General features: G+C 62.7%; 14 protein-coding genes and 1 tRNA gene. 6 read left to right on the forward strand and 9 right to left on the reverse strand.

Annotated features, from left to right (window positions below):
- Position 1: 1 nt before the first annotated feature.
- The 3 genes from QA649_RS24555 to QA649_RS24565 form a co-directional block, all read right to left on the reverse strand.
- Positions 2 to 1744, reverse strand: coding sequence for a glycosyltransferase family 39 protein (locus tag QA649_RS24555; protein ID WP_283019450.1), 1743 nt, complete (start codon positions 1742 to 1744; stop codon positions 2 to 4).
- A gap of 50 nt (positions 1745 to 1794) precedes the next feature.
- Positions 1795 to 3855, reverse strand: a complete 2061-nt coding sequence (pbpC, locus tag QA649_RS24560) for a penicillin-binding protein 1C (protein ID WP_283019451.1) — start codon at positions 3853 to 3855, stop codon at positions 1795 to 1797.
- Between the two features lie 128 nt (positions 3856 to 3983).
- On the reverse strand, positions 3984 to 9188 hold the full coding sequence (locus QA649_RS24565; protein WP_283019452.1) for an alpha-2-macroglobulin: 5205 nt from the start codon (positions 9186 to 9188) through the stop codon (positions 3984 to 3986).
- Positions 9189 to 9592: 404 nt separating this feature from the next.
- Here QA649_RS24565 and QA649_RS24570 point away from each other — a divergent pair.
- Positions 9593 to 9669 (forward strand) — tRNA-Arg (locus QA649_RS24570).
- Positions 9670 to 9733: 64 nt separating this feature from the next.
- Here QA649_RS24570 and QA649_RS24575 read toward each other — a convergent pair.
- The 6 genes from QA649_RS24575 to QA649_RS24600 all read right to left on the reverse strand — a co-directional run bounded on the left by QA649_RS24575 (position 9734) and on the right by QA649_RS24600 (position 15018).
- Positions 9734 to 10762 carry a tyrosine-type recombinase/integrase gene (locus QA649_RS24575; RefSeq protein WP_283019453.1) on the reverse strand — a complete coding sequence of 343 codons (1029 nt, stop codon included), beginning with the start codon at positions 10760 to 10762 and terminating at the stop codon, positions 9734 to 9736.
- Positions 10759 to 11019 carry a hypothetical protein gene (locus tag QA649_RS24580; RefSeq protein WP_283019454.1) on the reverse strand — a complete coding sequence of 87 codons (261 nt, stop codon included), beginning with the start codon at positions 11017 to 11019 and terminating at the stop codon, positions 10759 to 10761. Before QA649_RS24580 ends, QA649_RS24575 begins: the two co-directional genes overlap by 4 nt.
- Before the next feature lie 139 nt (positions 11020 to 11158).
- Positions 11159 to 11377, reverse strand: coding sequence for a hypothetical protein (locus tag QA649_RS24585; protein WP_283019455.1), 219 nt, complete (start codon positions 11375 to 11377; stop codon positions 11159 to 11161).
- Positions 11377 to 13146: an HK97 family phage prohead protease gene (locus QA649_RS24590; protein WP_283019456.1), complete on the reverse strand. Its 1770-nt coding sequence runs from the start codon at positions 13144 to 13146 to the stop codon at positions 11377 to 11379. The genes QA649_RS24585 and QA649_RS24590 overlap by 1 nt, the downstream gene beginning before the upstream one ends.
- Positions 13139 to 14554 carry a phage portal protein gene (locus QA649_RS24595; protein WP_283019457.1) on the reverse strand — a complete coding sequence of 472 codons (1416 nt, stop codon included), beginning with the start codon at positions 14552 to 14554 and terminating at the stop codon, positions 13139 to 13141. Before QA649_RS24595 ends, QA649_RS24590 begins: the two co-directional genes overlap by 8 nt.
- Positions 14554 to 15018, reverse strand: coding sequence for a hypothetical protein (locus QA649_RS24600; protein ID WP_283019458.1), 465 nt, complete (start codon positions 15016 to 15018; stop codon positions 14554 to 14556). The genes QA649_RS24595 and QA649_RS24600 overlap by 1 nt, the downstream gene beginning before the upstream one ends.
- A gap of 141 nt (positions 15019 to 15159) precedes the next feature.
- Between QA649_RS24600 and QA649_RS24605 the strand changes: the two genes are divergently transcribed.
- From QA649_RS24605 to QA649_RS24625, 5 genes are all read left to right on the forward strand, one after another.
- A complete protein-coding gene (locus QA649_RS24605) occupies positions 15160 to 15585 on the forward strand; it encodes a hypothetical protein (RefSeq protein ID WP_283019459.1) in 426 nt (141 codons plus the stop codon).
- The gene (locus QA649_RS24610; protein ID WP_283019460.1) at positions 15582 to 16964 is read left to right on the forward strand and encodes an AAA family ATPase; all 1383 of its coding nucleotides are present in this window, start codon (positions 15582 to 15584) and stop codon (positions 16962 to 16964) included. The genes QA649_RS24605 and QA649_RS24610 overlap by 4 nt, the downstream gene beginning before the upstream one ends.
- Positions 16965 to 17232: 268 nt before the next feature.
- Positions 17233 to 17637, forward strand: coding sequence for a hypothetical protein (locus tag QA649_RS24615; RefSeq protein ID WP_283019461.1), 405 nt, complete (start codon positions 17233 to 17235; stop codon positions 17635 to 17637).
- Between the two features lie 53 nt (positions 17638 to 17690).
- Complete coding sequence (locus tag QA649_RS24620; RefSeq protein WP_283019462.1) at positions 17691 to 18089, forward strand: hypothetical protein; 399 nt, start codon at positions 17691 to 17693, stop codon at positions 18087 to 18089.
- 498 nt (positions 18090 to 18587) lie between these two features.
- Complete coding sequence (locus QA649_RS24625) at positions 18588 to 19955, forward strand: hypothetical protein (protein ID WP_283019463.1); 1368 nt, start codon at positions 18588 to 18590, stop codon at positions 19953 to 19955.
- Positions 19956 to 19981: the final 26 nt, after the last annotated feature.

Consider the following 19981-nt stretch of genomic DNA (forward strand, 5'->3'; position numbering starts at 1 on the left):
CTTACTCGGTGCCTTCCGAACGGAAGATCGAGATCGAGATCGCGCGGCCTTGCGAGAAATTATAGCCGTCGATACGCGCGCCGACCTTGTAGCGCAGCCCGATCGCCTCGGCGCGCTGTACGAAGCTGCGCTCGGAACGCTGCTCGATCAGTGCGAAGCGGCAGCTGCCCTGCCGCAGGAAGTCCGCCGCGCCCGAGCCGTCGGTCAGCAGCGTCTGCGTGCCGGTGAGGAACACGAGGCTCGGCTCGTGATAGCCGGCGGCAGCCGCCTTCGGCCCGACGCAGGTGACGTTGCGAAGCGCCCGCGCGATCTCGATGCTCGGAAACAGCGGGGTCAGCGACGGCAGCACGATGCCCCAGACCACGACCGCCAGCATCAGGGCTGCGACCAGCGCGTTCAGCACCGAGCGCTCGGCGCGGTTGGTGTCGAACAGCCACCAGGCGAACAGGCCGAAGATCAGCGAAGCCGCGATGAACGGCCAGGCCACGAAGGCCGGCTGGCGGGTCAGCACGACCGCGCCCACCACCGCGATGATCGAGGCCGCCGCGGGGATCGCGAACCACCAGGCCGAGCCCCGCGCCAGCCAGGACCGCGACAGCACGCGCCGCTCCACCGCGCCGACCGTGAGGATCGCGATCGCCGGATACAGCGGCAGCACGTAATGCGGCAGCTTGGTCAGCACCGCCTCGAACACGATCCAGGACGGGATCAGCCAGGCCAGCAGGAATTGCGCACCGGGCTCGCGCCGCGCCCGCCACACCGCAGGCGCCGCCATCGCCGCCAGCGGCGCGCCCGGCCAGAATGTGATCCAGAACAGCGCGAGGTACATGCCGGGCGGTGCGCCATGGGATTCCTGGGCACCGATCTTGCTGAGCATGTCGCCGCCGACGGAATCGGCGAAGAAGGCCTCGCCCGCGCGCCAGAAGATTGCGACGAACCAGGGCAGCACCAGCACCAGCATCCACATCAGGCCCCAGACCGGGCGGAGCTTCCACAGCCATGAGGCGTCGCGATCCAGGATCGCGAGCGCGACGATGGTGAGGCCGGCGAACATCAAGATCAGCGGGCCCTTGATCAGGATGCCGACCGCGAGCGCGGTCCAGAACACTGCGGGCCAGCTCCAGGGCGGATGGGTCTCGTCCTCGGCGCGCTGCCAGGACAGGTAAGCCCGCGCCATCGCGCCCATCGTCGCCGTGACGCAGAACAGCAGCATCGCGTCTGTCTTGGCGAGCCGCGCCTCGACGCCGAGCAGAACGGAAGCGCACATCAGGAGCGCCGCGAGCACGGCAGCGCGCCGCGTGACGAACGCGAGCGCGGCCCAATAGGTCATCAGCACGGCGCCGATCGCGCCTATCAGCGACGGCAGACGGTAGACCCAGATGCGCAACTCGGCCTTCGGCAGCTTGAGTGCCGATGCGATTTCGACGGCGGCCGATTGCAACCAGTAGATGCCGACCGGCTTCTTGTAGCGGACGTCCTCCTGGAAGCGGATGTCGACATAGTCGCCGCTCTCGACCATCTGCTTGGTGGCCTGGGCGAAGCGTGCCTCGTCGCGGTCGACGGGCGGGATGGTGAAGAAGCCGGGTAGGAACAGCAGCAGCGCGCAAAGCACCAGAAAGGCGACCGCGCGGGCGTGACTGGCCGTGGCGATATCGAACATGGACACGAGCCGGCTGCCCGGATTCACGGGCGATTTCGGCTCACGGGGCGCTCCAAAACGGGGGCTTGGGTAGGTCTCGGCCATTGGTTCCGCTTACGCTGAAACCGCCATCGCCACAACCGCTTAAGGCAGGGTCATTGAATTCGAATGACAACTGTGTCCGCGGCGCCCGTGGCATCGATCACGGTAAGCCGTGCAAAGCCCGGGCCGGGCGGATCGATCAGGCGCTGGCGGCGGCCGTCGATCTCGCCGCGCGCGGTTCCGTTAACCATGACGGTCATCGGCAGAACCCCGCCGGCGACTTTTACGGGCATGGCCGCGCTCTCGGGCCCGCCCGAGCGATCGACGTCGATCCGCGAGCCGTTCAACGGGAACTGGATGTGCAGCGCCTGCTCGCCGCCAGTCCGCACCAGCTCTCCGACTGGGCGGAACCGCTTGAGCGGCAACGGCAACTTTGCGTTGCTGGCGACCAGGGTTCCCTTCGGCGGCTTCGGCAAGGGTGCCAGCGTCTTGCCGCTCCGGGCAAACGCGTCGAACAGGATGGGGGCCGCGGCGACACGTCCGATCAGACCGGGAACCGGCGCGCCGTCGGGCCGGCCGGCCCAGACGCCGATGGTCATGCGGCCGTCGAAGCCGACCGACCAGGCGTCGCGATAGCCGTAGGATGTGCCGGTCTTGAACGCGATCCGGTTGTGGGCCGCGTTCTCCGGCGGCGGCGTGCCGAGCAGCACGTTGCCGACCTGCCAGGCCGCGACCTGATCCAGCAACCGCAACGGCTCGCGGTCGTCCTTGGTCGCGACGACCTCGCGCAGCGGCTTGGTGGTTCCAAGACGAGCAAACCCGGCATAGAGCTGCGCGAGATCCTGCAGCGTTACGCCGACGCCGCCGAGGCCCATGGCAAGCCCGGGCGCCTCGTCTTTGGGCAGGATTAGATTGCCGCCGGCTTGCCGCAGCCGCGAAGCCAGCCGGCTCGAGCCGACGCGGTCGAGCAGCACGATAGCCGGAACGTTCAGCGACAATTGCAGCGCCTTTCTCACCGGCACCGTGCCCTGGAAGGTCATGTCGAAATTTTCCGGCGCGTAGGAGCCGAAGCGGACCGGACGGTCGTCGATCAGGCTGTCGGGATGGACAAAGCCGTCCTCGAAGGCGAGCCCGTAGATGAAGGGTTTCAGCGTCGAGCCCGGCGAGCGGATGGCGCGGGTCATGTCGACCTGCCCTGCCCGGGTCTCGTCGAAATAATCCGCCGAGCCGACGCGTGCGAGCACGTCGCCGCTCTCATTGTCGACCACGATGATGCCGACCGAGATGTTGGGCCCGAGCGCAACGGCGCGGTCGCGCGCCAACGGCTCCAGCACCTTCTGCAAGTTCGCATCCAGCGTCAGCTTGATGATCGGGTTGTCTTTCACGGTCGACAGCGCGGTGTCGGAGGCATGCGGCGCCAGGATCGGCATCGGCTTCCGCAGTATCGGCACCGGCGCGGCCTTGGCCTGCCTGGCGTCATCAGCGCTGACCACATGCTCGGCGACCATGCGATCGAGCACGCGATCGCGCGCCTTGCGCGCCGCCTCGGGATAGCGGTCGAGCCGGCGCGTCTCCGGCGATTGCGGCAGCGCGACCAGCAATGCGGCCTCGGCCAGCGACAGCCGCTTCGGCTCCTTGCCGAGATAGGCAATCGAGGCAGCCCGGATGCCTTCGAGATTGCCGCCGTAGGGCGCGAGCGCCAGATAGAGATCGAGGATCTGCTCCTTGCTCATGCTGCGCTCGATCTCGATCGCGCGCACCATCTGCCGCAGCTTTGCGTAGAGCGAGCGCTGCCGCCGCGGCTCCATCAGACGGGCAAGCTGCATCGTGATGGTCGAGCCGCCCGAGACGATGTGGCCGCGCGTTCCAAGCTGCAATGCAGCGCGCCCGAGCGCGAGCGGGTCGATGCCGTCATGGGCGTAGAAGCGCTGGTCCTCATAGGCGAACAGCAGTTTCAGATAGGTCGGATCGACATTGGTCTTGGCATCGACCGGCAGCCGCCAGCGCCCGTCCGCCATCGCGTAGACGCGCAGCAGCTTGCCGTTGCGATCGACGATGGTGGTGGAGACCTGCCGCGCCTCGTCGAGCGGGAGCGGCCCGAGGGAGTAGACCCAGGCGACGAAACCGATGATGGCGAGGATGAAGGTGAGAGCGAGGGCGGAGAGGATGTGCATGATGGTGCGCCCTCCGTCGTTCCGGGATGGTCCGAAGGACCAGACCCGGAACCTCGAGATTCCGGGTTCGGCTCTTCGAGCCGCCCCGGAATGACGAGAGCTGTTGTGGCCTTCGCTCATCTCACCACTCACTTCGCCGCCCGCACCTCAACCGTGCCCGTGCCCGTCCGCCCATAGCGCGAGGGATTGTACATGTCCTCGACATAGGCCTGCGGCAGCACGTATTTGCCGGGCGAGACCACGCGCACGACATAGGCGACGGTGAAGACCGACTTGGAATCCGAGGCGCGATCAACAGCCGCGGTGAAGCGGTCGTCGCGGAACTCGGTGTCTTCAGGCTCCTCGCCGTCCTCGATCCAGTCCAGCGTGCCGCTGTCGCCCGACGAGACCAGCTTCGGATTGTCGATCTCCAGGCCCGCCGGCAGATAGTCGGACACCATGATGTGGCCGTACTCGGGCTTCGCCTCGGTGATCTTCAGCACCACGGCAAAGCGCTGGTTCTGCTTGACCTTGCTGATGTCGGCGGGCTTGCCGTCGAGCGTGTAGTAGCTGCGCTCGATCTTGAAGCCGTTCGACGCCGCCGGCTCGGGCGTCACCGGCGAGCCCGACACCGAGACCACCGCCTGCACCGGCGCATCGCCGGTGTTGGTGATCTTCAGCGGCTTGCCGCTCAGCGTGTCCGCCTTGTAGCTGCGATAGAGCGCGGTCTTCACCGGCTGGCCGTCGACCTCGATCGAGAGGTTCTCCTTGGCCAGCGCCCGCGCCGCCAGCACCAGCCACGCATTCTCCTGCGTAGAGGTGTAGGGCGTCAGCCCGCGCGCGGTCTCGACCCGCGACACCGCCTGCGTCAGCGTCGCCCTCGGCGCGTTGCCTTCGCTGGCGAGCGAGACCAGCGCTGCGGCATCGCGGAGCTGCGAGCCGTAGTCGGTGCGGCCGAACTCCAGCGCCGGTTTTGGCGCGAGGCTGTCGAGCGCGGCACCGTAGACGCGTTCGGCGCGGTTGCGGTCGCCGACCAGGGCCAGCGCTGCGGCAAGCTGCGACTTCGCGATCGGCGTCGCGAGGTTGTTCAGCTTGGTGTCCGCGAGATAGCGCAGATCGCCGATCGGCGCTGCGCCGTTGCGCGCGAGCACGTAGAGGCCATAAGCGAGATCGCGGCCGCCGTCCTTCTCCGGCTCGTTGCCGTTGACGACCGAGTTTCTGATACGGTCGAGCGCGTTCTTGAACAGCACGTCCGGCACCGCAAAGCCCTTCTCGCGGGCGCGGGTGAGGAAGTCCGTGACGTACGCATCAAGCCACGCATCGTCTCCACCCGCCGACCATAGGCCGAACGAACCGTTCGAGCCCTGACGGGCCAAAAGCCGTTCGATCGCATCGCGAATGCGCTGGTCGACCTCGGTGTCCATGGCGAGATGCGCGCCGGCCGCGAGCTCGTTGACATAGAGCAGCGGCATGGCCCGGCTCGTGATCTGTTCCGAGCAGCCATAGGGATAGCGGTCGAGCGCCTTCAGGATCGTCGCCGCATCGAGGGCGGTCGACAGGCTCGCCGAGACCGAGACGCTGCCGGTGCCCGGCACGAGGTCGGAGAACATGTCCGAGGTCAGCGTCAGGCTCTCGCCCTTCGCTAGAGTCCGGATCGAGCGCCGCGCCAGCACCTGCGTTGCCGCCTTGACGTCGAACGCATAGTGACGCGCCAGTGCGAGGCCATTCGGTCCCTTGATGTCGACGTCGAGCGTCGCCTGCCCCGCCGCGGTCGCATCGAGCGCGAGCGAGAACGAATTGCGCTGCTTGGCGGCGAGCTTGACCGTGGTTGCAGGATTACCGGTCATCTTCACCGGGCCGCCAGTCTTGACGTTGATGACGTAGTCGCCGGCCTGGCCCTCGACATTGTCGATCTCCAGATTGACCGTGCCGTGGTCGCCATTGAGCAGGAAGCGCGGAAGGGTCGTGGTCAGCACGACGGGGTCGCGGATCACGACATCGGTGTTGGCGCGGCCCAGTTTTGTGGCGGTCCACGCCACCGCCATGACGCGCGCGGTTCCGGCGAACTCCGGAATGTCGAAGCTCACCTCCGCGGTGCCGTCGGCACCAACCGTTACGATGCCCGAATAGAGCGCCAGCGGCTTTTGCGAGGGCGGCGAGCCCTGGAGCTCGGCTGCACCTGCGTCACCGCCGGACTTGATCTGGCCGCGCGTGCCCGACATGCCGTCGATGAGCTGGCCGTAGAGATCGCGGATCTCCGCGCTGAGGCGGCGCTGGCCGAGATAGTAATCATCCGGCGCCGGCGGCTTGTAATTGGTGAGGTTGAGGATGCCGACATCGACCGCAGCGATGACGATCTTGGCGTCTTCGCCCGGATTGAGCCCGTCGAGCTTGACCGGGATCTTCAGCATCGCGTTGGGCCGGATCAGCGAAGGCGGCGCCAGCTTCACGGCAAGCGTGCGGGTCTGCTTGTCGATGCCGAACCATTTCAGGCCGATCGCCCTGCCCGGCATGCGCTGGGCCGCGGCATCGAGCGGACGGCGCAGCGTTGCCACCACATAGGCGCCGGTGCCCCAGTCCTTGCCGACCGGGAGCTTCACCTGAGCGGTGCCTTCCCTAACGTCGATGGTCTGCGTCGTCAGCAGGCGGTCGCCGAGCACGTTGATGGTGAGCTTGCCGGCGCTGCGGACGTTGACCGACACCGTCATGGTGTCGCCGGAGGCGTATTGCGGCTTGTCGATCGAGGTCTCCAAGAGGTCCGGCGTGTCGGCGCTGCCGTCGGAGTACCAGCCGACGTCGAACTGTACCGAGGTTACCGGGCCGTCGGCGTCATTCGACTTGACGTCGAGCCTGTAGCGGCCGGGCTGGGGCGCCAGCGAGATGCGCGCCGGCTTGTCGGCCGCGATCGTGACGTCACCGTCGGCGACGCGCGAGGTCGACTTGACCGGCTCGTACTCCCAGTAATTGTTCTGGCGGTACCACTGGTAGCGCGACTCCATCTTCAGCAGCTCGTAGCGCAGGCCGTCGCGGCGCAGCCTCTGGCCCTCGGGCGAGACGAACACGACGTCGAACTCGGCCTTGTCGCTCTCGGCGACATTCTTGTCTCCGAACAGCGGCTTGATGCCGATCTGCGCAGCAGTGGGCGCTACCGGCAGCACGATCTTGCGCTCGACGGCGCGGCCGCCGGTCTCGACCATGCGGACGAAGATCTGCGCCTCCTGCGGACGCGTCGAGGCGGGCTGCTTGTCGAGCGTCACCGGGAAGGTCGCAACGCCATTGGCGTCCGCCTCGGGCAGGTTCTCCAATGGCGTGCGCTCGTTCGAAGTGGTCTCCTCGTCGGCAACGCCGAACTGGTAGCCGGCAAAGCCGGGCCGCTCAGCCGCCGGCGCGACCAGCATGTCGCCTTCGAGTGCGAGGCCCGAGGCCGGCGCGCCATAGAGGAAATGGCCGTCCGCCTTAAGCTCCACTGGAGCGTTAGCTTTGATCAGCTTGTCCTTGGCAGACAAGTCGAATTCGATCCGATCGGGGACGTAGTCCTCGACCATGAAGGTGGTCTCGCCGACCGAAGCGCCCTTCGGATCGGTGAAGGCGCGCACGCGCCAGGTGCCGGTCGGCACAGCCGAGTTGAGCGGCACGGACAGCGTTCGGCCGCCGGCGCCCTGGTCGGGCAGCACCGCACGGCGGTATTCGACGCCGTCAGGGCGTTCGACCACCAGCGTCATCGGCCCGCCGGTCACGGCATTGCCTTGCCCGTCGCGCAGCAGCGCGGTGAGGAAGACGGTCTCGCTGGAGCGATAGACGCCGCGCTCTGCATAGACGAAGGCATCGGCGCCGGCGGGCACCGCCCGGCCGGCAACGCCGCGGTCGGAGAGGTCGAAGGCGGACGTCTTCAGGCTCAGGAAGGCGTAGTCGGCCTTCTCGCCTGTGACGGTGAGCATCGCCGGCGACAGGCCGCCCTCGCCGCGCGCAAGGCCGGCCTCGAACAGCACGTGGCCGGTCTCGTCGGTCTTGCGCGTCGCCAGGATCTCGTTGTTGCGGGCAACCAGCCGCACCTCGGCCTTGCCGACCGGATCGGTCGAAGCCAGCGAGTTGACGAAAACGTGGATGCCGTCATTGCCGGAATACGCGGTGACGCCGAGGTCGGAGACGATGAACCATTGCGTGGCGAGCTGGTACTCGTCGTCCGAGCCCGGGCCCTTGGCCGCGGCGGTCATGACGTAGACGCCGGGCTGGAGCTCGCCGAGCGCCTGATCGACCGGGAACGCCGTGGTCACGTCCTGGTTCAGCGTCATCGCGGTCGAAAGCTCGCCCGACCAGACCTTGACGCCGCGCTCGTCGCCGAGATCGCTGAGCTGATATTTGGTCAGCGTCTTCTGGAAATCGCTGTCGACCACCGTGTTGATGAGGTTGCGGTCGCCGATGCGGAAGACGTTGATGTTGACCGCGGGCGTGTTGACGCTGACCACGGGAATGCCGCGCTGGCCGGTCCGGGGCAGCACATAGGCCCGGCTGGTGAAGCGCACGAAGGGCTTGCGGTCGCGCACATAGATGTTGAACTCGGCCGATTTCGGCAGCCCCTCCTTCACCGTGGACGGCAGGCCGGCGCGCAAGTTGATGTTGTAGCGTTCGCCGTGCTTCAGACCGTCGACGCAGAGCTGCTTGCCCTCGGCCGACAGCGCCGGCTTGTCCTGCCCTGCGAGGGCCAGGAACGGCGCGAAGTCGGTGCGCTTGGCGAGCTCCTCCGAAAACTGGAAGCAGGCGCGCGGGCTCGCCGAATCCGAGTCCACGGTGTAGTCGAGCAGCCGGAAGCCGTGCTCGTCGCGCAGCTTCTCATATTGGCCGCGGACATCGGCGACCTCGCGCAGGTCGAGCGACAGCCGCAGCGAGTCCAGTGCCGGCCGCCACAGCTTGCGTTCGGCCAGCGACTTGCCGAGCACGGCGAGCGCGTCGGCCTCCTCGCCCGGATTGCCGGCCCGCATGTAAGCGATATAGGCCGCGGTCGAGGCGCGCTCCAGCAGGAAGGTCTGCTCGCTCGAGTTCTTCGGCCAGATCTGGAAGATCACCTTGGCGAGCCGCAGCCAGTTGCCGGCATCGTCAGGGGTGGTGACCGCAATCTGGCCGAGCACCGCCAGTCCCGTGCGGTAATCGTTGCGCCGGAAGGCGGCGTCGGCATCCGTGCGCAGCGTCGCGTTGGTTTTGGCGACCGGGCCCGCCTCGCTCTTGATCTGCGCCTCCAGCTTGATCGCGGAATCGGCGAGATCGTCGCGTTTGAACGCCTTGTCGGCGGCATGCGCTGCCGAAAGGCCGAGCGCCAGCGCGGCGCAGATTGTGACGGCGCGAACAAGACCGATCATGGATGGACTCCCGGAAATCGCGGACAAACGCCGCTTGTCGCAAGAAATGCGCGGAAAGGTGACGGACTCAAGGCGATGGAACCAGAGGTGCAAAACGTCGCATTCGCCATGACAAGGCAGGCCCAGAGGAGACCAGTCCAGATACCGCCGCGCACGCCGTCCTGATGGCGCAGCAACACCTAGCCAGTCGATCGGCGGCCGTGTCCCGGAAGCTGTTCAGCGTTCCCGGCGATGTGATCCATCGTCCGGTCCGCTGCCGCTCAACCCGGCACCCTGACACCCCACCGTTCCGCTTTGTCGCGGCAATGAGGAAAACGGTTCGGTTCAGGCTTGGCGAAAGACCAGATTTTTCATATTGGCATGCTAGATGAACGGCCAGCCGCCCAAACCGGGCGGCTCAAGACGGTCCCGTAGCTCAACTGGATAGAGTAGCGGATTTCTACTCCGCGGGTTGCAGGTTCGAGTCCTGCCGGGATCGCCAGCCTCCAAACCGGAGCTTGATTTCATTCACTTATTCGACCGAATTGGCTAACCGGGCTGGCAGGTTAGCCACTCGTTGTTCGCATTTTGGCCCCTGCACTCTCGGCCAAAAGCATCCGGTTCGCCTCATCGACGTAGCGCTGAGCCTCGCCGATTGTCTTCCAGCCGTGCCACGCCATCAGTTCAAAGGCGCTCGCGCCGTTCAGTGCGTGGCGAACTGCGGAAGCTTTCCGCAGGCCGTGGGCGGCACAGTGATCGAGCTGGGCTTGATCGCACCACTCGCGAAATTTGTTGCCGAACCCCGCCGCCGTAAACGGCTTGCCATGCTCCGTGAGCAGATAGGCGAGACCGACCTTCGGGTGCAGCTCAATTTCAGCGACGAGGTCGGGCAACAGCGGGATGTCAAATTGCACGTCAGTCTTCTGCCGACGCATTGACAGCTTACCGTTCCTGACGTGCTGGCGGCCCATCCTAACCACGTCGGCGCGCGCATGGCCGGTTTGCAGCAACAATTCAAGGGCAAGACGCGCCTTTGTTCCCGGTGCATGGCGCGTCCGATATTGCGCGATCTCTTCCTCGGTCCAAGTGTGGTGGCCTTTGGTCTTCATCTTCGAAAGCTTCGTGCCTTCAAGTGCATCAACCTTCATCAGATTGTGAGAGATGCAATAGTCGATGAACCCGCGCATAGCCTTTTTGAAATTGCGCTGAGCGGCAGGACGTTTCTTGTTGATGATGTTCTGGAGCGCCTTAGCGTGCATCAGTGAGACGCGTTTGTCGCCGTGATCAGCACGGAATGCTTCCAGAATTGCCCGGCGGTTCTGCTGAGTGACTTTCGCAAGAGCCTCACTGAATGCGGCGGATTGATAGTAGCTGATCAGAGCAGCACTAATGGTGCCGTGCACGGTACGTTTGGAGCCGAGTTCGATACCCTCTCCGCGCTTTAACGCGCGCTCATAAACCTCCATGAATTGCGGCGACCATGGTAATCCCGGCAAGGCCACAGATTTCCACCCCGCCTTGCGGAAGTAAAACCGAGGCGCGCCGTGACGATCCACGTAGCCATGAACATAACGGGGCAATTTGCGAGGCTTCATTGGACCGTGTCCCATTCGTTGGTCTCCTCGGAGACGTTCGGGCTGCCGAACAGTAACGTTACACTGCCGTCCGCGTCGAGCGTCGCGCCGCTCACTTCAATTCCCGCCTCACCTGCCTGCCGCATCGCGCGCGCCAACGTCATACGACGCTTGCGAGTGCGTTTCAGCTTCGGCGGGTGGGTCTCGATATCCCACGGCTCGTGATCGGGAAGATCATGAAACCGGACAATTCCGACCCAAGGATTGTTCCAATTCATGAAGCGCACGCCATCTAAATAGTTGTATCTGCGGCCTCGCCGACCTTGACCCCAAAGCATTACCGGGCACAGCGGGGAGGTATTGGCTTGTCGCTATTGGGCTGGCCGCATCGCCCTCAAATGATCGCTGTGTCCGTCCTCAATAACCTTTCGATGACCGCACGACGGCGACAGTCGGTGCCGCCGTGCCCATGATCTGCGAAATCTCTTCGCGCAGAGACGAGATCGCCGCGCGCATTTCCTCGCCGCTGACGTATGTTGTCGCCCGACCGTCGAACTCGACGGTACGCACGCCGGAGCGATACGCCCGTTTGAGTGTATCGAGCTGCGCCCGCAATGTCGCGAAATCAGCCATCATCAGGCGCCCGCGTTGGTGACCAGACCACGGTGCTCGATGATGCCGCAGCCAAAGTCCAAGCGAACCTTGGTCTCGACGCCATCCACATCGAAGCCGACGCGGGTTTCGATCTGCGGACCGGGCGCGCCAGCCAGATAAGCGTACTCGATGCACGGCAGCAGCGCCGGATCGGCGGCGAGATACCAGCGCGTAGCACTCGTCAGGCGCGGCTCGACAATCGGCGTCAGCTTCGTGAACGGGTTCACATCGTCGAACGTGATCGGGTTAGTCGTAACGGCCAACTGGTCGGCAACCGTCTCAAGAGCGCTCGGCACAAGCAGGAAGGCAGGTACGGCCGAGATGATGCCGCCGCCGGGGCCGGTCTGCGAACGCATCAGCAGCCGCGCGGCCGACAGCGAGGTCACGTTGGGAGCAGCCGCGACGCTGGCGACGTTGCCGTGTGCCGCATTGAACAGAGCGACGTTGTCCGACATGGTCGGACCGTTGCCGGAGTTCGCCTGCAACAGGTTGGCGAGCTTTTCATTCTCGAATTCCGCTGCCGCAAGACCGAGACGGCGGGTCACGTCGCCGAGACCGCCGAGATCGTCATTGATCAGCGCCTGACGGCTGATCGCGAAAACCTTGCCATAGGTCGAGACGGCATAGCTTTCGGCAGTGTCAACAAAGTAACCGCGCTGGAATTCGCCGCCTTCGAGAACCGGCGCCAGCGTGAAGCCGGAATGGTCGATCTGAATGCGAGACTTCGCCCGGAAATCAGGCGCCGTCGTCTCACGGGCAATGCGGCGAATGCCGCTCGGGGCGACCGCGTAGGCATCCCGGAGCGACTTGTTCATCAGGTTCGCCAGCAAGGCCGGATAATCCGAGGTCGTCTGCAACGCGCGGGTAATCAGCGAAGGGGCAGTCATGCCCATGGTCGAGATGCCAGCGCGATGCAGGCATTCGCGCGCGATATCGGCACAGGACATGCCGACGTACGGCCGCGCCTGCGGCGCCGGAGTGAAATTCGGCGCGATCCGCGCGTACATGGCTTCAGCGGCGGCGCGCTGGAAGATTTCCGGGTTATCGAGTGTATTGGCGTTGTGCATGTTCATGGTTCCAACGCTGCGAACCGTCACAGAACGGTCGAGCATGTCATTGAGAAAAGCGCGGCGTGCATCGTCGATGCTCGCGCCGCATTCGATCAGAGCATTGACCCGGTCCGTCGCGATACCAGCGCGGCGGCCAAGCTCCACAATGGCGCGGTCATCGTTGGCGGCACGGGTGCGAGCAGTAGGATCGGCCGGCACGGCGACGAAGCTCGCTTCCCGGACGGACCACCGGACCGCCGTCATGGTGCGCTGGCCGCTGGCGTCCTTGCCGGCACGCCACTCATCGACCTGATAGCCGACCGAGAGATTGCGCAGGATGCCGTTGCGCACGTCCGTCACCACGGGCGCGACTTCCGGACGCGACGAGAAGCGAAGGCGCGCAATCACCTCGCTGCCTTCGATCCAGACGTCGTCAATCGTGCCGAGCACGTTGTCGATGCCGCCCTGCTGGTGGCTATCGAGAACCGACGCACCACGGGTGACCCCGAGGTCGAGGCCCGACGGATCGAGAATTTCCATGAAGTCGCCACGCGCATCACGGCGCCGAACCGGCGTGGTCGATGCGATGACGGCGTCGATGGTCAACGCCTCGGGGTCAAAAGTGCGCGGACGCGGGATCGCGTCGCGGCGGGTAAGGTCAACTGCGCTCTCGCGCAGCAGAAGGGCAGTCGAGTTACGCATTCTGCGTCTCCGTGTCAGGTTGATTAGCGATGTTGGTGGCATCCGAAGACAGATCGTCATCGGCGTAGGGATCGGCCGCGATCTCGGCATCGACATCGGCGATGTCGCGGCCCTGCTCGGCGATGATGTCGGCGCGAGAGCGCAGCTTTGCCGCGACGGCCAGCGTGTTGGCCTTGGCGGCCTTCAATTCGTCGATGGCAGGCCAGCCGGGGAACAAGAACGACGCGGCATAGCGTTCGGGATTGCTCTCATAGTCCGGCGCGCGCATGCGGCCGGACAACACTTCCAACAACACGATGCGATCCCAGATCGGGATCAGCAATTGCGCGACCAGATGATTTTGTTGAATGGCCTTGATACGACGCTGGAACGACGCCAGCGCGAGCTTGCCGGCCGAGTAGTTCACGCTGCCGTAATCGCCCGTCGCAAAGAAGGCGGGGACGCCAGCGCCGCTACAGATCATGCGCTCGATATGGGTCAACACCTCGCTGAGCGACGCCATGTCCGAGGTCGGTGAAAACTGGACGTCCGCGCCTTCCGGCAAGCGCATGATCGCGCCGGGCTCCAGCATCGGAAGCAGCGGGTGATCTTTCAGCATGTAGCCTTCGGGATCGCGGATGAACGCGGTCAGCACGGCAGTCGTCTTCAGCTTCACGATCGACGCATCGAGAGCGTCGTCGAGTTCGCGCGCGAGGCCAGCCACGGCCGTCAGCGGGCTGATACCGCGCGGGACGCCCGGCCACTGCGGTTCAAAAACGTGACAAATGTCCTGCGTCAGCACGCGGACCGGAGGCGCCACGGACGCCCACGGGCTGTCGGGCGGCGTCGGGAGAACCCAGTAAGCCGCGCGACGGCCGGCGTCGTCGAATTCCACGCCCGCAACAATGTTGGGCGTGTCGCCCGTCATGCCGAACGACGGGAGCGTTTTCGCGCTGTCCACCTGATCAGCCGACAAGAGCTGCAACTTCAAACGCATGGCGTCGGGATCGACGATCAGCTTCGTAAAGCTCTCACCATCGACAAAGAAGGCGCGCGCCTTGCGAGACAGGTAGCCACCGAGAGACATCCCGCCTTCGACTGAGCAATCGGCGAAAAATTTGTTCCAAGCCGCATGGAGCTGCGCCGCGATCTCGGGATCGGGATGCACCGAGCGAACGGACGGGCCATCACCGACGATGGCTGTCACCGCGTGCTGGATGATGCTCGCGATCAGGGCATTGTTCTGAGACTGATGGCCGATCTTGCGGGCGGCAACGCGGCTCGCCGCGAGCTGCTGCGAGATCGGCGCGGATAGCGCATAGCTGTGCGGCCAGCGACCGCTGCCGCTGGCCGCGTCATAGCCGGACGCGCTGCGGATGAGGGCGCGGAAGGCCTTGCGGGCGCGGGTGATGATGCTCGCTTTTCGCATCACTCGATTTCCACGTTAAAGAAGTCGAGCACATGCTGGTTGATCGCCTTCAAATCGAACACGATCATGATGCCGTTGCTGTCAGCAATCTGAGCAGCCAGCTTGTTGGGATTGCTAAGCGCGAACGTGAATTGCTCAACCTCTGACGTAGTTTTGCCCCGCTTGACGACGAGAAGCGCCGGGATGTTCTCCATCTTCTCCAAGTGAGAGCGAAGCAAGACGCCCACCCCCATCATCGGATGATGGGCAATCTCAATTGCAATGGGGGCGGTGACGCCACAGTCAGTCAAAAGCTTCACGCCGCGCACGACGCAGGCGTCCAAAATGGAAAACTTCTTGACCTTCATGTCGCCGGACACAGTACCGCCGAGGAAGTTGTAGCGATTGCGCCACTGGCGCAGCGCGGCTTCCGAGCAGCCAGCAGCGGCCGTCACTTCGGCCGATGTGAAGCGCTTGTCGTGCATTTTGATTTTCATGGCCTGCCTAGAATTTAATACGTTTAGTTGACACGTAACCGGATATTCGAATACGTGTCAAGTACACGTAAACGAGCGCCCGCTCGGTTGGCAGACCGAACGGGCGGGAGCGATTGAAGGGAAATCAAAGTGGAAACAACAGCTTATGTCCGTAGCGCGACCCTGTCCACCACCGGGCCGGTGAAAATCGGCGACTACTGGGCTTGTTCGGCTGGGTTTTCGACCGAGGACTTCGGCGACCCCATCCCCGACGACGTCCAGCGCAGCCAAGTGGAGATCGTCAAATCGATCTTTGCTCGTTGCCGCCCGATCCGCACTGTGCCGCCCGACCAGCGCCTGACTATTTGCTGGCTCAAGCATGATATCGAGCGCTTGGGCCGCCGTGGCTATATCTCGCGCGGCGCGGTTCTGGTCGCGGCGTCCGAGATGGGCTTCAACATCGTTCCCATCTTCGATGAGTATGGTCTGGTTGACAAAGGCCACGCGCCGATCAGCGCGTACATCGGCATCAACTATCGCGACGTGGAGCGCTTGCTGCGCGAGGTCCGCAAATGAGCGAGATCGTCACCGCAGACAAGAAGTTTCTAGCTCAACTCAATCGTCGGATGACAATGATCATCCGGGGAAACGAAATGGCACGTGTGATCGAAGAGCTTATTCAAGAGCATGAAACTGATGACGACATTCTGAAGTTCTGCATGTCGTTTCGCCGCAACACGCCAGCCGAAATCCGCAAGATGATCGCCGACGCGCGCATCACGCTTGAGATTTCGGAGGTGATGTCGCGCGGCCAGATGCGTGCGACGCCGTACAAGTGGACGCAACCGGAGCACATTCCGATGCGCGAATTTCTCTATGGCAAGCACCTCATCCGCGAATATGTCAGCGCGACGGTTGCGCCGGGCGGGCTCGGCAAATCATCGCTCATCATCACTGACGCGCTCGCGATGGTCTCAGGTCAGGCGTTGCTCGGCACTACTTCCGAACAGCTCCGGGTCTGGTATTTCAACCTCGAAGACCCCGCCATGGAGACGACGCGTCGCATTCAAGCCACCGCCAAGCACTTCGAATTGACGGAAAATGATATCGGCGACCGGCTGTTCGTTAATCATGGCCGTGACCGGCCTCTTGTGATCGCCAAGACGGAAGGCCGCGACACCGTGATCTGCACGCCCGTCGTTGACGCCCTGATCGCCGAGATCAAGGAACGCGGCATCGACGTTGTGATCGTCGATCCGTTCATCTCGTCTCACAAGGTCCCGGAAAATGACAACAACGCCATCGATCTGGTCGTGAAGGAATGGGGCAAGGTCGCCGATCGAGCCAATTGTGCCGTTGAGCTTGTCCACCATGTTCGGAAGGGCGAGCAAGAGGTCACGGTGCAGAGCGCGCGGGGCGGCGTCGCGCTGACGGACGGTTGCCGCTCGGTCCGCGTGCTCAACCGGATGACCGAGGCCGAGGCGAAAAACGCGGGCGTCGATCATCATCGATCCTACTTCTCGTCCTATGCCGACAAGGCCAACCTGACCAAGCCGGCCGACAAGCGGGACTGGTTCAAGCTGGTTTCGACCGATGTGGACAACAACCCTCTGAGCCGGCTCGGCGGTAACTCGTTCGGCGATCTCAAGGGCGATGACATCGGCGTGGCGACCCGCTGGGAGTGGCCTGACTTGCTGGCCGGCGTCACGGCGTCGGACTTCGAGCGGTGCGCTCAGGCGATCAGAGCAAGCCAATGGCGGGCCAATCAACGGGCGAATAGCTGGGTCGGCATTTCGATTGCGAAGACGTTGGGCCTCAGCCTTGCCGACAAGAAAGACCGGGCCAAGGTTGTCGCGCTGATCAAGACTTGGCGGGAGACTGGCGCTTTGATCGAGGTCGAGAAGCAGGCCGAGAACCGGCAGATGAAGAAGTTCATCGAGGTGGCCGACGATTGACTAGGCTGGCTGCTCCAGTTGCTCCAGTTGACTGGAGCAGCAGTGGAGCAACTGGAACACCTGACCTGCTCTGCTCCAGTTATATCCCTTTAGGGATAACTGGAGCTGGAGCAGCAGATCGGGGGTCGGAATGACTGGAGCAGATTGGGGGCGTCGGGATGAAGGTCAGCATTAGACGCGTGCTCGCGCCACATCAGCCTGCGGCTTGCACGTACCAGCGGCTTTGATACGCTTGCCCCTCTATTTTAGCTATTTTGGAAACCTGACCATGGCTTTGACCATCATCTGCGTGACCGGACCGGGCTCTACCGGCAAGAGCGGCACCATTCGCGAGTTCACCTCGAAGCACCTCAAATACGTAAAAGCCAAGGGCGACATCCTCGGTGTTTTTCCGATGCCGGGACCGCGCTATGCAGTCGGTGTGAGCGGGACTGGGGACCAACTCGATTTCATCATCCAGCACCGGAAGTTCCTGACCCGGTACTTTGGCCTTAAGGCCATGATTGTCGCCAGTCGATCTGAGGGAAAGACCATTCAGGAAGTCGAGCGCTTTGCAAACAAGGCAAAGGCCGTCCTCCATCTCATTCGCACCAAAAAGCTCGCTAGCCCACGTGAACAGAATGCCGCCATCAAGGCGAACGTCGCGAAGATCAGACGACTTCTGCCTCGCTAGTACACCGCAAGCGTGAACTCATTCGGGGGCCGTGTATGCTTAGGAAGTTGTGGGTGGAGTATCAATATCGGACGCGAGACGTGCTCCGATTTGAGTACCGCGTCCTGCTTGTTATTCTGCTGTTATCTGCGTTCGTTTGTTTGGCGATCGGATTTGGTCTTGCATTGCCAGATATTCGCGGAAAATGGGTCAACAGCGCGGGGCTTTTGTTTGACGTTAGCGGCGTCGTGCAGCTTCATATCAGCGGCCTGTTCGACGAAATCCTTAGCCGGTACGGTGACGACGAAAAGTACCCCTTCGGTCCGCCATCCCACATTACGCGGCGGATAATCGACAATCCGGACACTCCGATCCGGATGTGGATACGAACCCAACTCTTCTTCGAGGGGAGGACGGGCTTTTACTTGCTGCTGGCAGGGTTCTTATTTCAGTTGATCGGGACGTGGGTGTGATCATCGTGGGTCCTGTAGGGGGGAGCAATGCGGGGTCGCCTTGCGCGCTGGGTATCAGCACGTCCGATAACGGCTTAGACCCGCAGCAACATAATTATCGCATTGCCTGAATTTTTGTAATTTTATACCAACTCCTAGGGGGAAGCTGGGTCTGTTCACAGCGGGGGCGCAGGCGCGATCCGCACTGGCCTAGTTGGCAGGACCCGAGCCGCGATGCGTCCCTCTCGCCTCGATAGACATGAATACGGCGCGTACGATCCAAGATGCGACTAGCACTCCAATCGCGATAGCCACAGCAAAGTACCAAGGCTGGTAGAAAAAAGGTACGGCCATCAGAACGAGCGTTGCCAGCGTCAGCAATTGGCTCTTCGCCATGTAGCTCGCAAAGTTGTGCATAATCGTTTCCTCCAGCCATCAACTATTAGCTTCGCTGAACGAAGTAACGCAGGCAACTGGTAGTTTGCGCGTCGGGTCACCTCTACGCTGTTAGGACACTTCATGGCCTACCAACTAATGCCCCGACTGGCCCAACTGACCAAGGTCCACGGTGTAACGTTGAACGCTAACGACCTTGTCATTCAGTGTGCCACCGACACAATCGACCATGCCGACCTGAGAATGCCTGTCGTCGAGGCGTTGAAGGTCACGGATTGGCTTTCTCGCATACCTCATCATTCGATCTCGCCGAGCTCGAATGAACATCCAGTGGTCTACGAACCCTTGCCCCTGCTCGCTCAGTTGACCAAGGCGCATGGAATGGTGTTGGACGGAAAGCACCTCATGATCCAGTGCGCCACGAGCGTGGTGGAATGGGCCGACTTAGTAATCCCAGTCGAAGAAGCGCTGAAACTGCGTGGGCAGCTTGCAACGTTACTGAGATTGTTCACGCCCATAAGTATGGGAAAGCCCGACCGCTTACTCCACTTTCCTCATGGAGTAAGCGTGAGCGCGATATTGGAGATACAGAGATATAACTACCGCACCAACCGCTACATGCAAGGATTGAGCAAAGACGAGCTCGATCAACGAGTGAAGGACGTGATGGCGAATGTCATAACGCTTCGCGATGACGGCAAGTACACCTTAATACTGCCGAGACGAAATGGAATGCACGTTGCAACGCGAAACATCGACTTTGTGCGCCTCTATGTTGAGTTGGGCGAAGAACTGCATATCAGGGGATTGCTAAATGAAAAATCTGCAACTCCGGTGGAAAAAATAAAGCGCTTGGCTGATGAAAGTTGGTGCCGTCGCCCCGACTGGGTGAATGCTTCGCAGCACTCACGTGAGAGCTATTTCAACCAACCCAAGATGCTCTTCAAGTTTGGCAGAGCCGAACATATGCGCGCGTTATATGAACGAGGTGAACTGCTGGTCAGGCCAGCATCGTATTTCGCAAGCGCGGATGGCGCGGCGCGTCAGGATAACGAACTCATAATGAGTTGGTATCGTGACGGGCAAAAGATCGAGTTTTCTACCAGCGATTATTATTGTTGGCGCTGCGCTTCCGTCTACGATTATCGGTTATTTATGGACTTCGAGAGTGATGCTTGCCTTGCGATAAACGATCCAGACAGCTTCATTAAGAGATTTGCGAAAGGTGTGGCGGCGCAGGTGTCAGGTGCGCAGAGCGTACGTCTTGTGCCGGCGTACTATTACGATCCGCTTTCAGTCCTAGACGATCCAGCCGAATTCGCTACCGTTAAAGATTTGGCTATTCAATGCGCAAAGCACTTCCGTTTTGCGTATCAGTGGGAATTTCGGGTTGTCATCACGCGGTCTTCGCCTCCACCTTTGCAGCCGTTCAAATTCGAGATGGGTTCGCTGCAAGACATCGCAGAACTGATCGTAGCACCCGCTTCATGAGAATAGTCGAACAAGGTGGGGACGTG

Source organism: Bradyrhizobium sp. CB1717 (genome assembly GCF_029714325.1).
Taxonomy (GTDB): Bacteria; Pseudomonadota; Alphaproteobacteria; order Rhizobiales; family Xanthobacteraceae; genus Bradyrhizobium.

What these genes read in the sequence shown, in the direction of transcription:
- QA649_RS24600 (WP_283019458.1), bottom strand. Translation starts at nt 15,018, where the DNA reads ATGCACGACAAGCGCTTCACATCGGCCGAAGTGACGGCCGCTGCTGGC.
- QA649_RS24565 (WP_283019452.1), bottom strand. Translation starts at nt 9,188, where the DNA reads ATGATCGGTCTTGTTCGCGCCGTCACAATCTGCGCCGCGCTGGCGCTC.
- QA649_RS24615 (WP_283019461.1), top strand. Translation starts at nt 17,233, where the DNA reads ATGGCTTTGACCATCATCTGCGTGACCGGACCGGGCTCTACCGGCAAG.
- QA649_RS24610 (WP_283019460.1), top strand. Translation starts at nt 15,582, where the DNA reads ATGAGCGAGATCGTCACCGCAGACAAGAAGTTTCTAGCTCAACTCAAT.
- QA649_RS24580 (WP_283019454.1), bottom strand. Translation starts at nt 11,019, where the DNA reads ATGAATTGGAACAATCCTTGGGTCGGAATTGTCCGGTTTCATGATCTT.
- QA649_RS24575 (WP_283019453.1), bottom strand. Translation starts at nt 10,762, where the DNA reads ATGAAGCCTCGCAAATTGCCCCGTTATGTTCATGGCTACGTGGATCGT.
- QA649_RS24585 (WP_283019455.1), bottom strand. Translation starts at nt 11,377, where the DNA reads ATGATGGCTGATTTCGCGACATTGCGGGCGCAGCTCGATACACTCAAA.
- pbpC (WP_283019451.1), bottom strand. Translation starts at nt 3,855, where the DNA reads ATGCACATCCTCTCCGCCCTCGCTCTCACCTTCATCCTCGCCATCATC.
- QA649_RS24595 (WP_283019457.1), bottom strand. Translation starts at nt 14,554, where the DNA reads ATGCGAAAAGCGAGCATCATCACCCGCGCCCGCAAGGCCTTCCGCGCC.
- QA649_RS24625 (WP_283019463.1), top strand. Translation starts at nt 18,588, where the DNA reads ATGGCCTACCAACTAATGCCCCGACTGGCCCAACTGACCAAGGTCCAC.
- QA649_RS24590 (WP_283019456.1), bottom strand. Translation starts at nt 13,146, where the DNA reads ATGCGTAACTCGACTGCCCTTCTGCTGCGCGAGAGCGCAGTTGACCTT.
- QA649_RS24555 (WP_283019450.1), bottom strand. Translation starts at nt 1,744, where the DNA reads ATGGCCGAGACCTACCCAAGCCCCCGTTTTGGAGCGCCCCGTGAGCCG.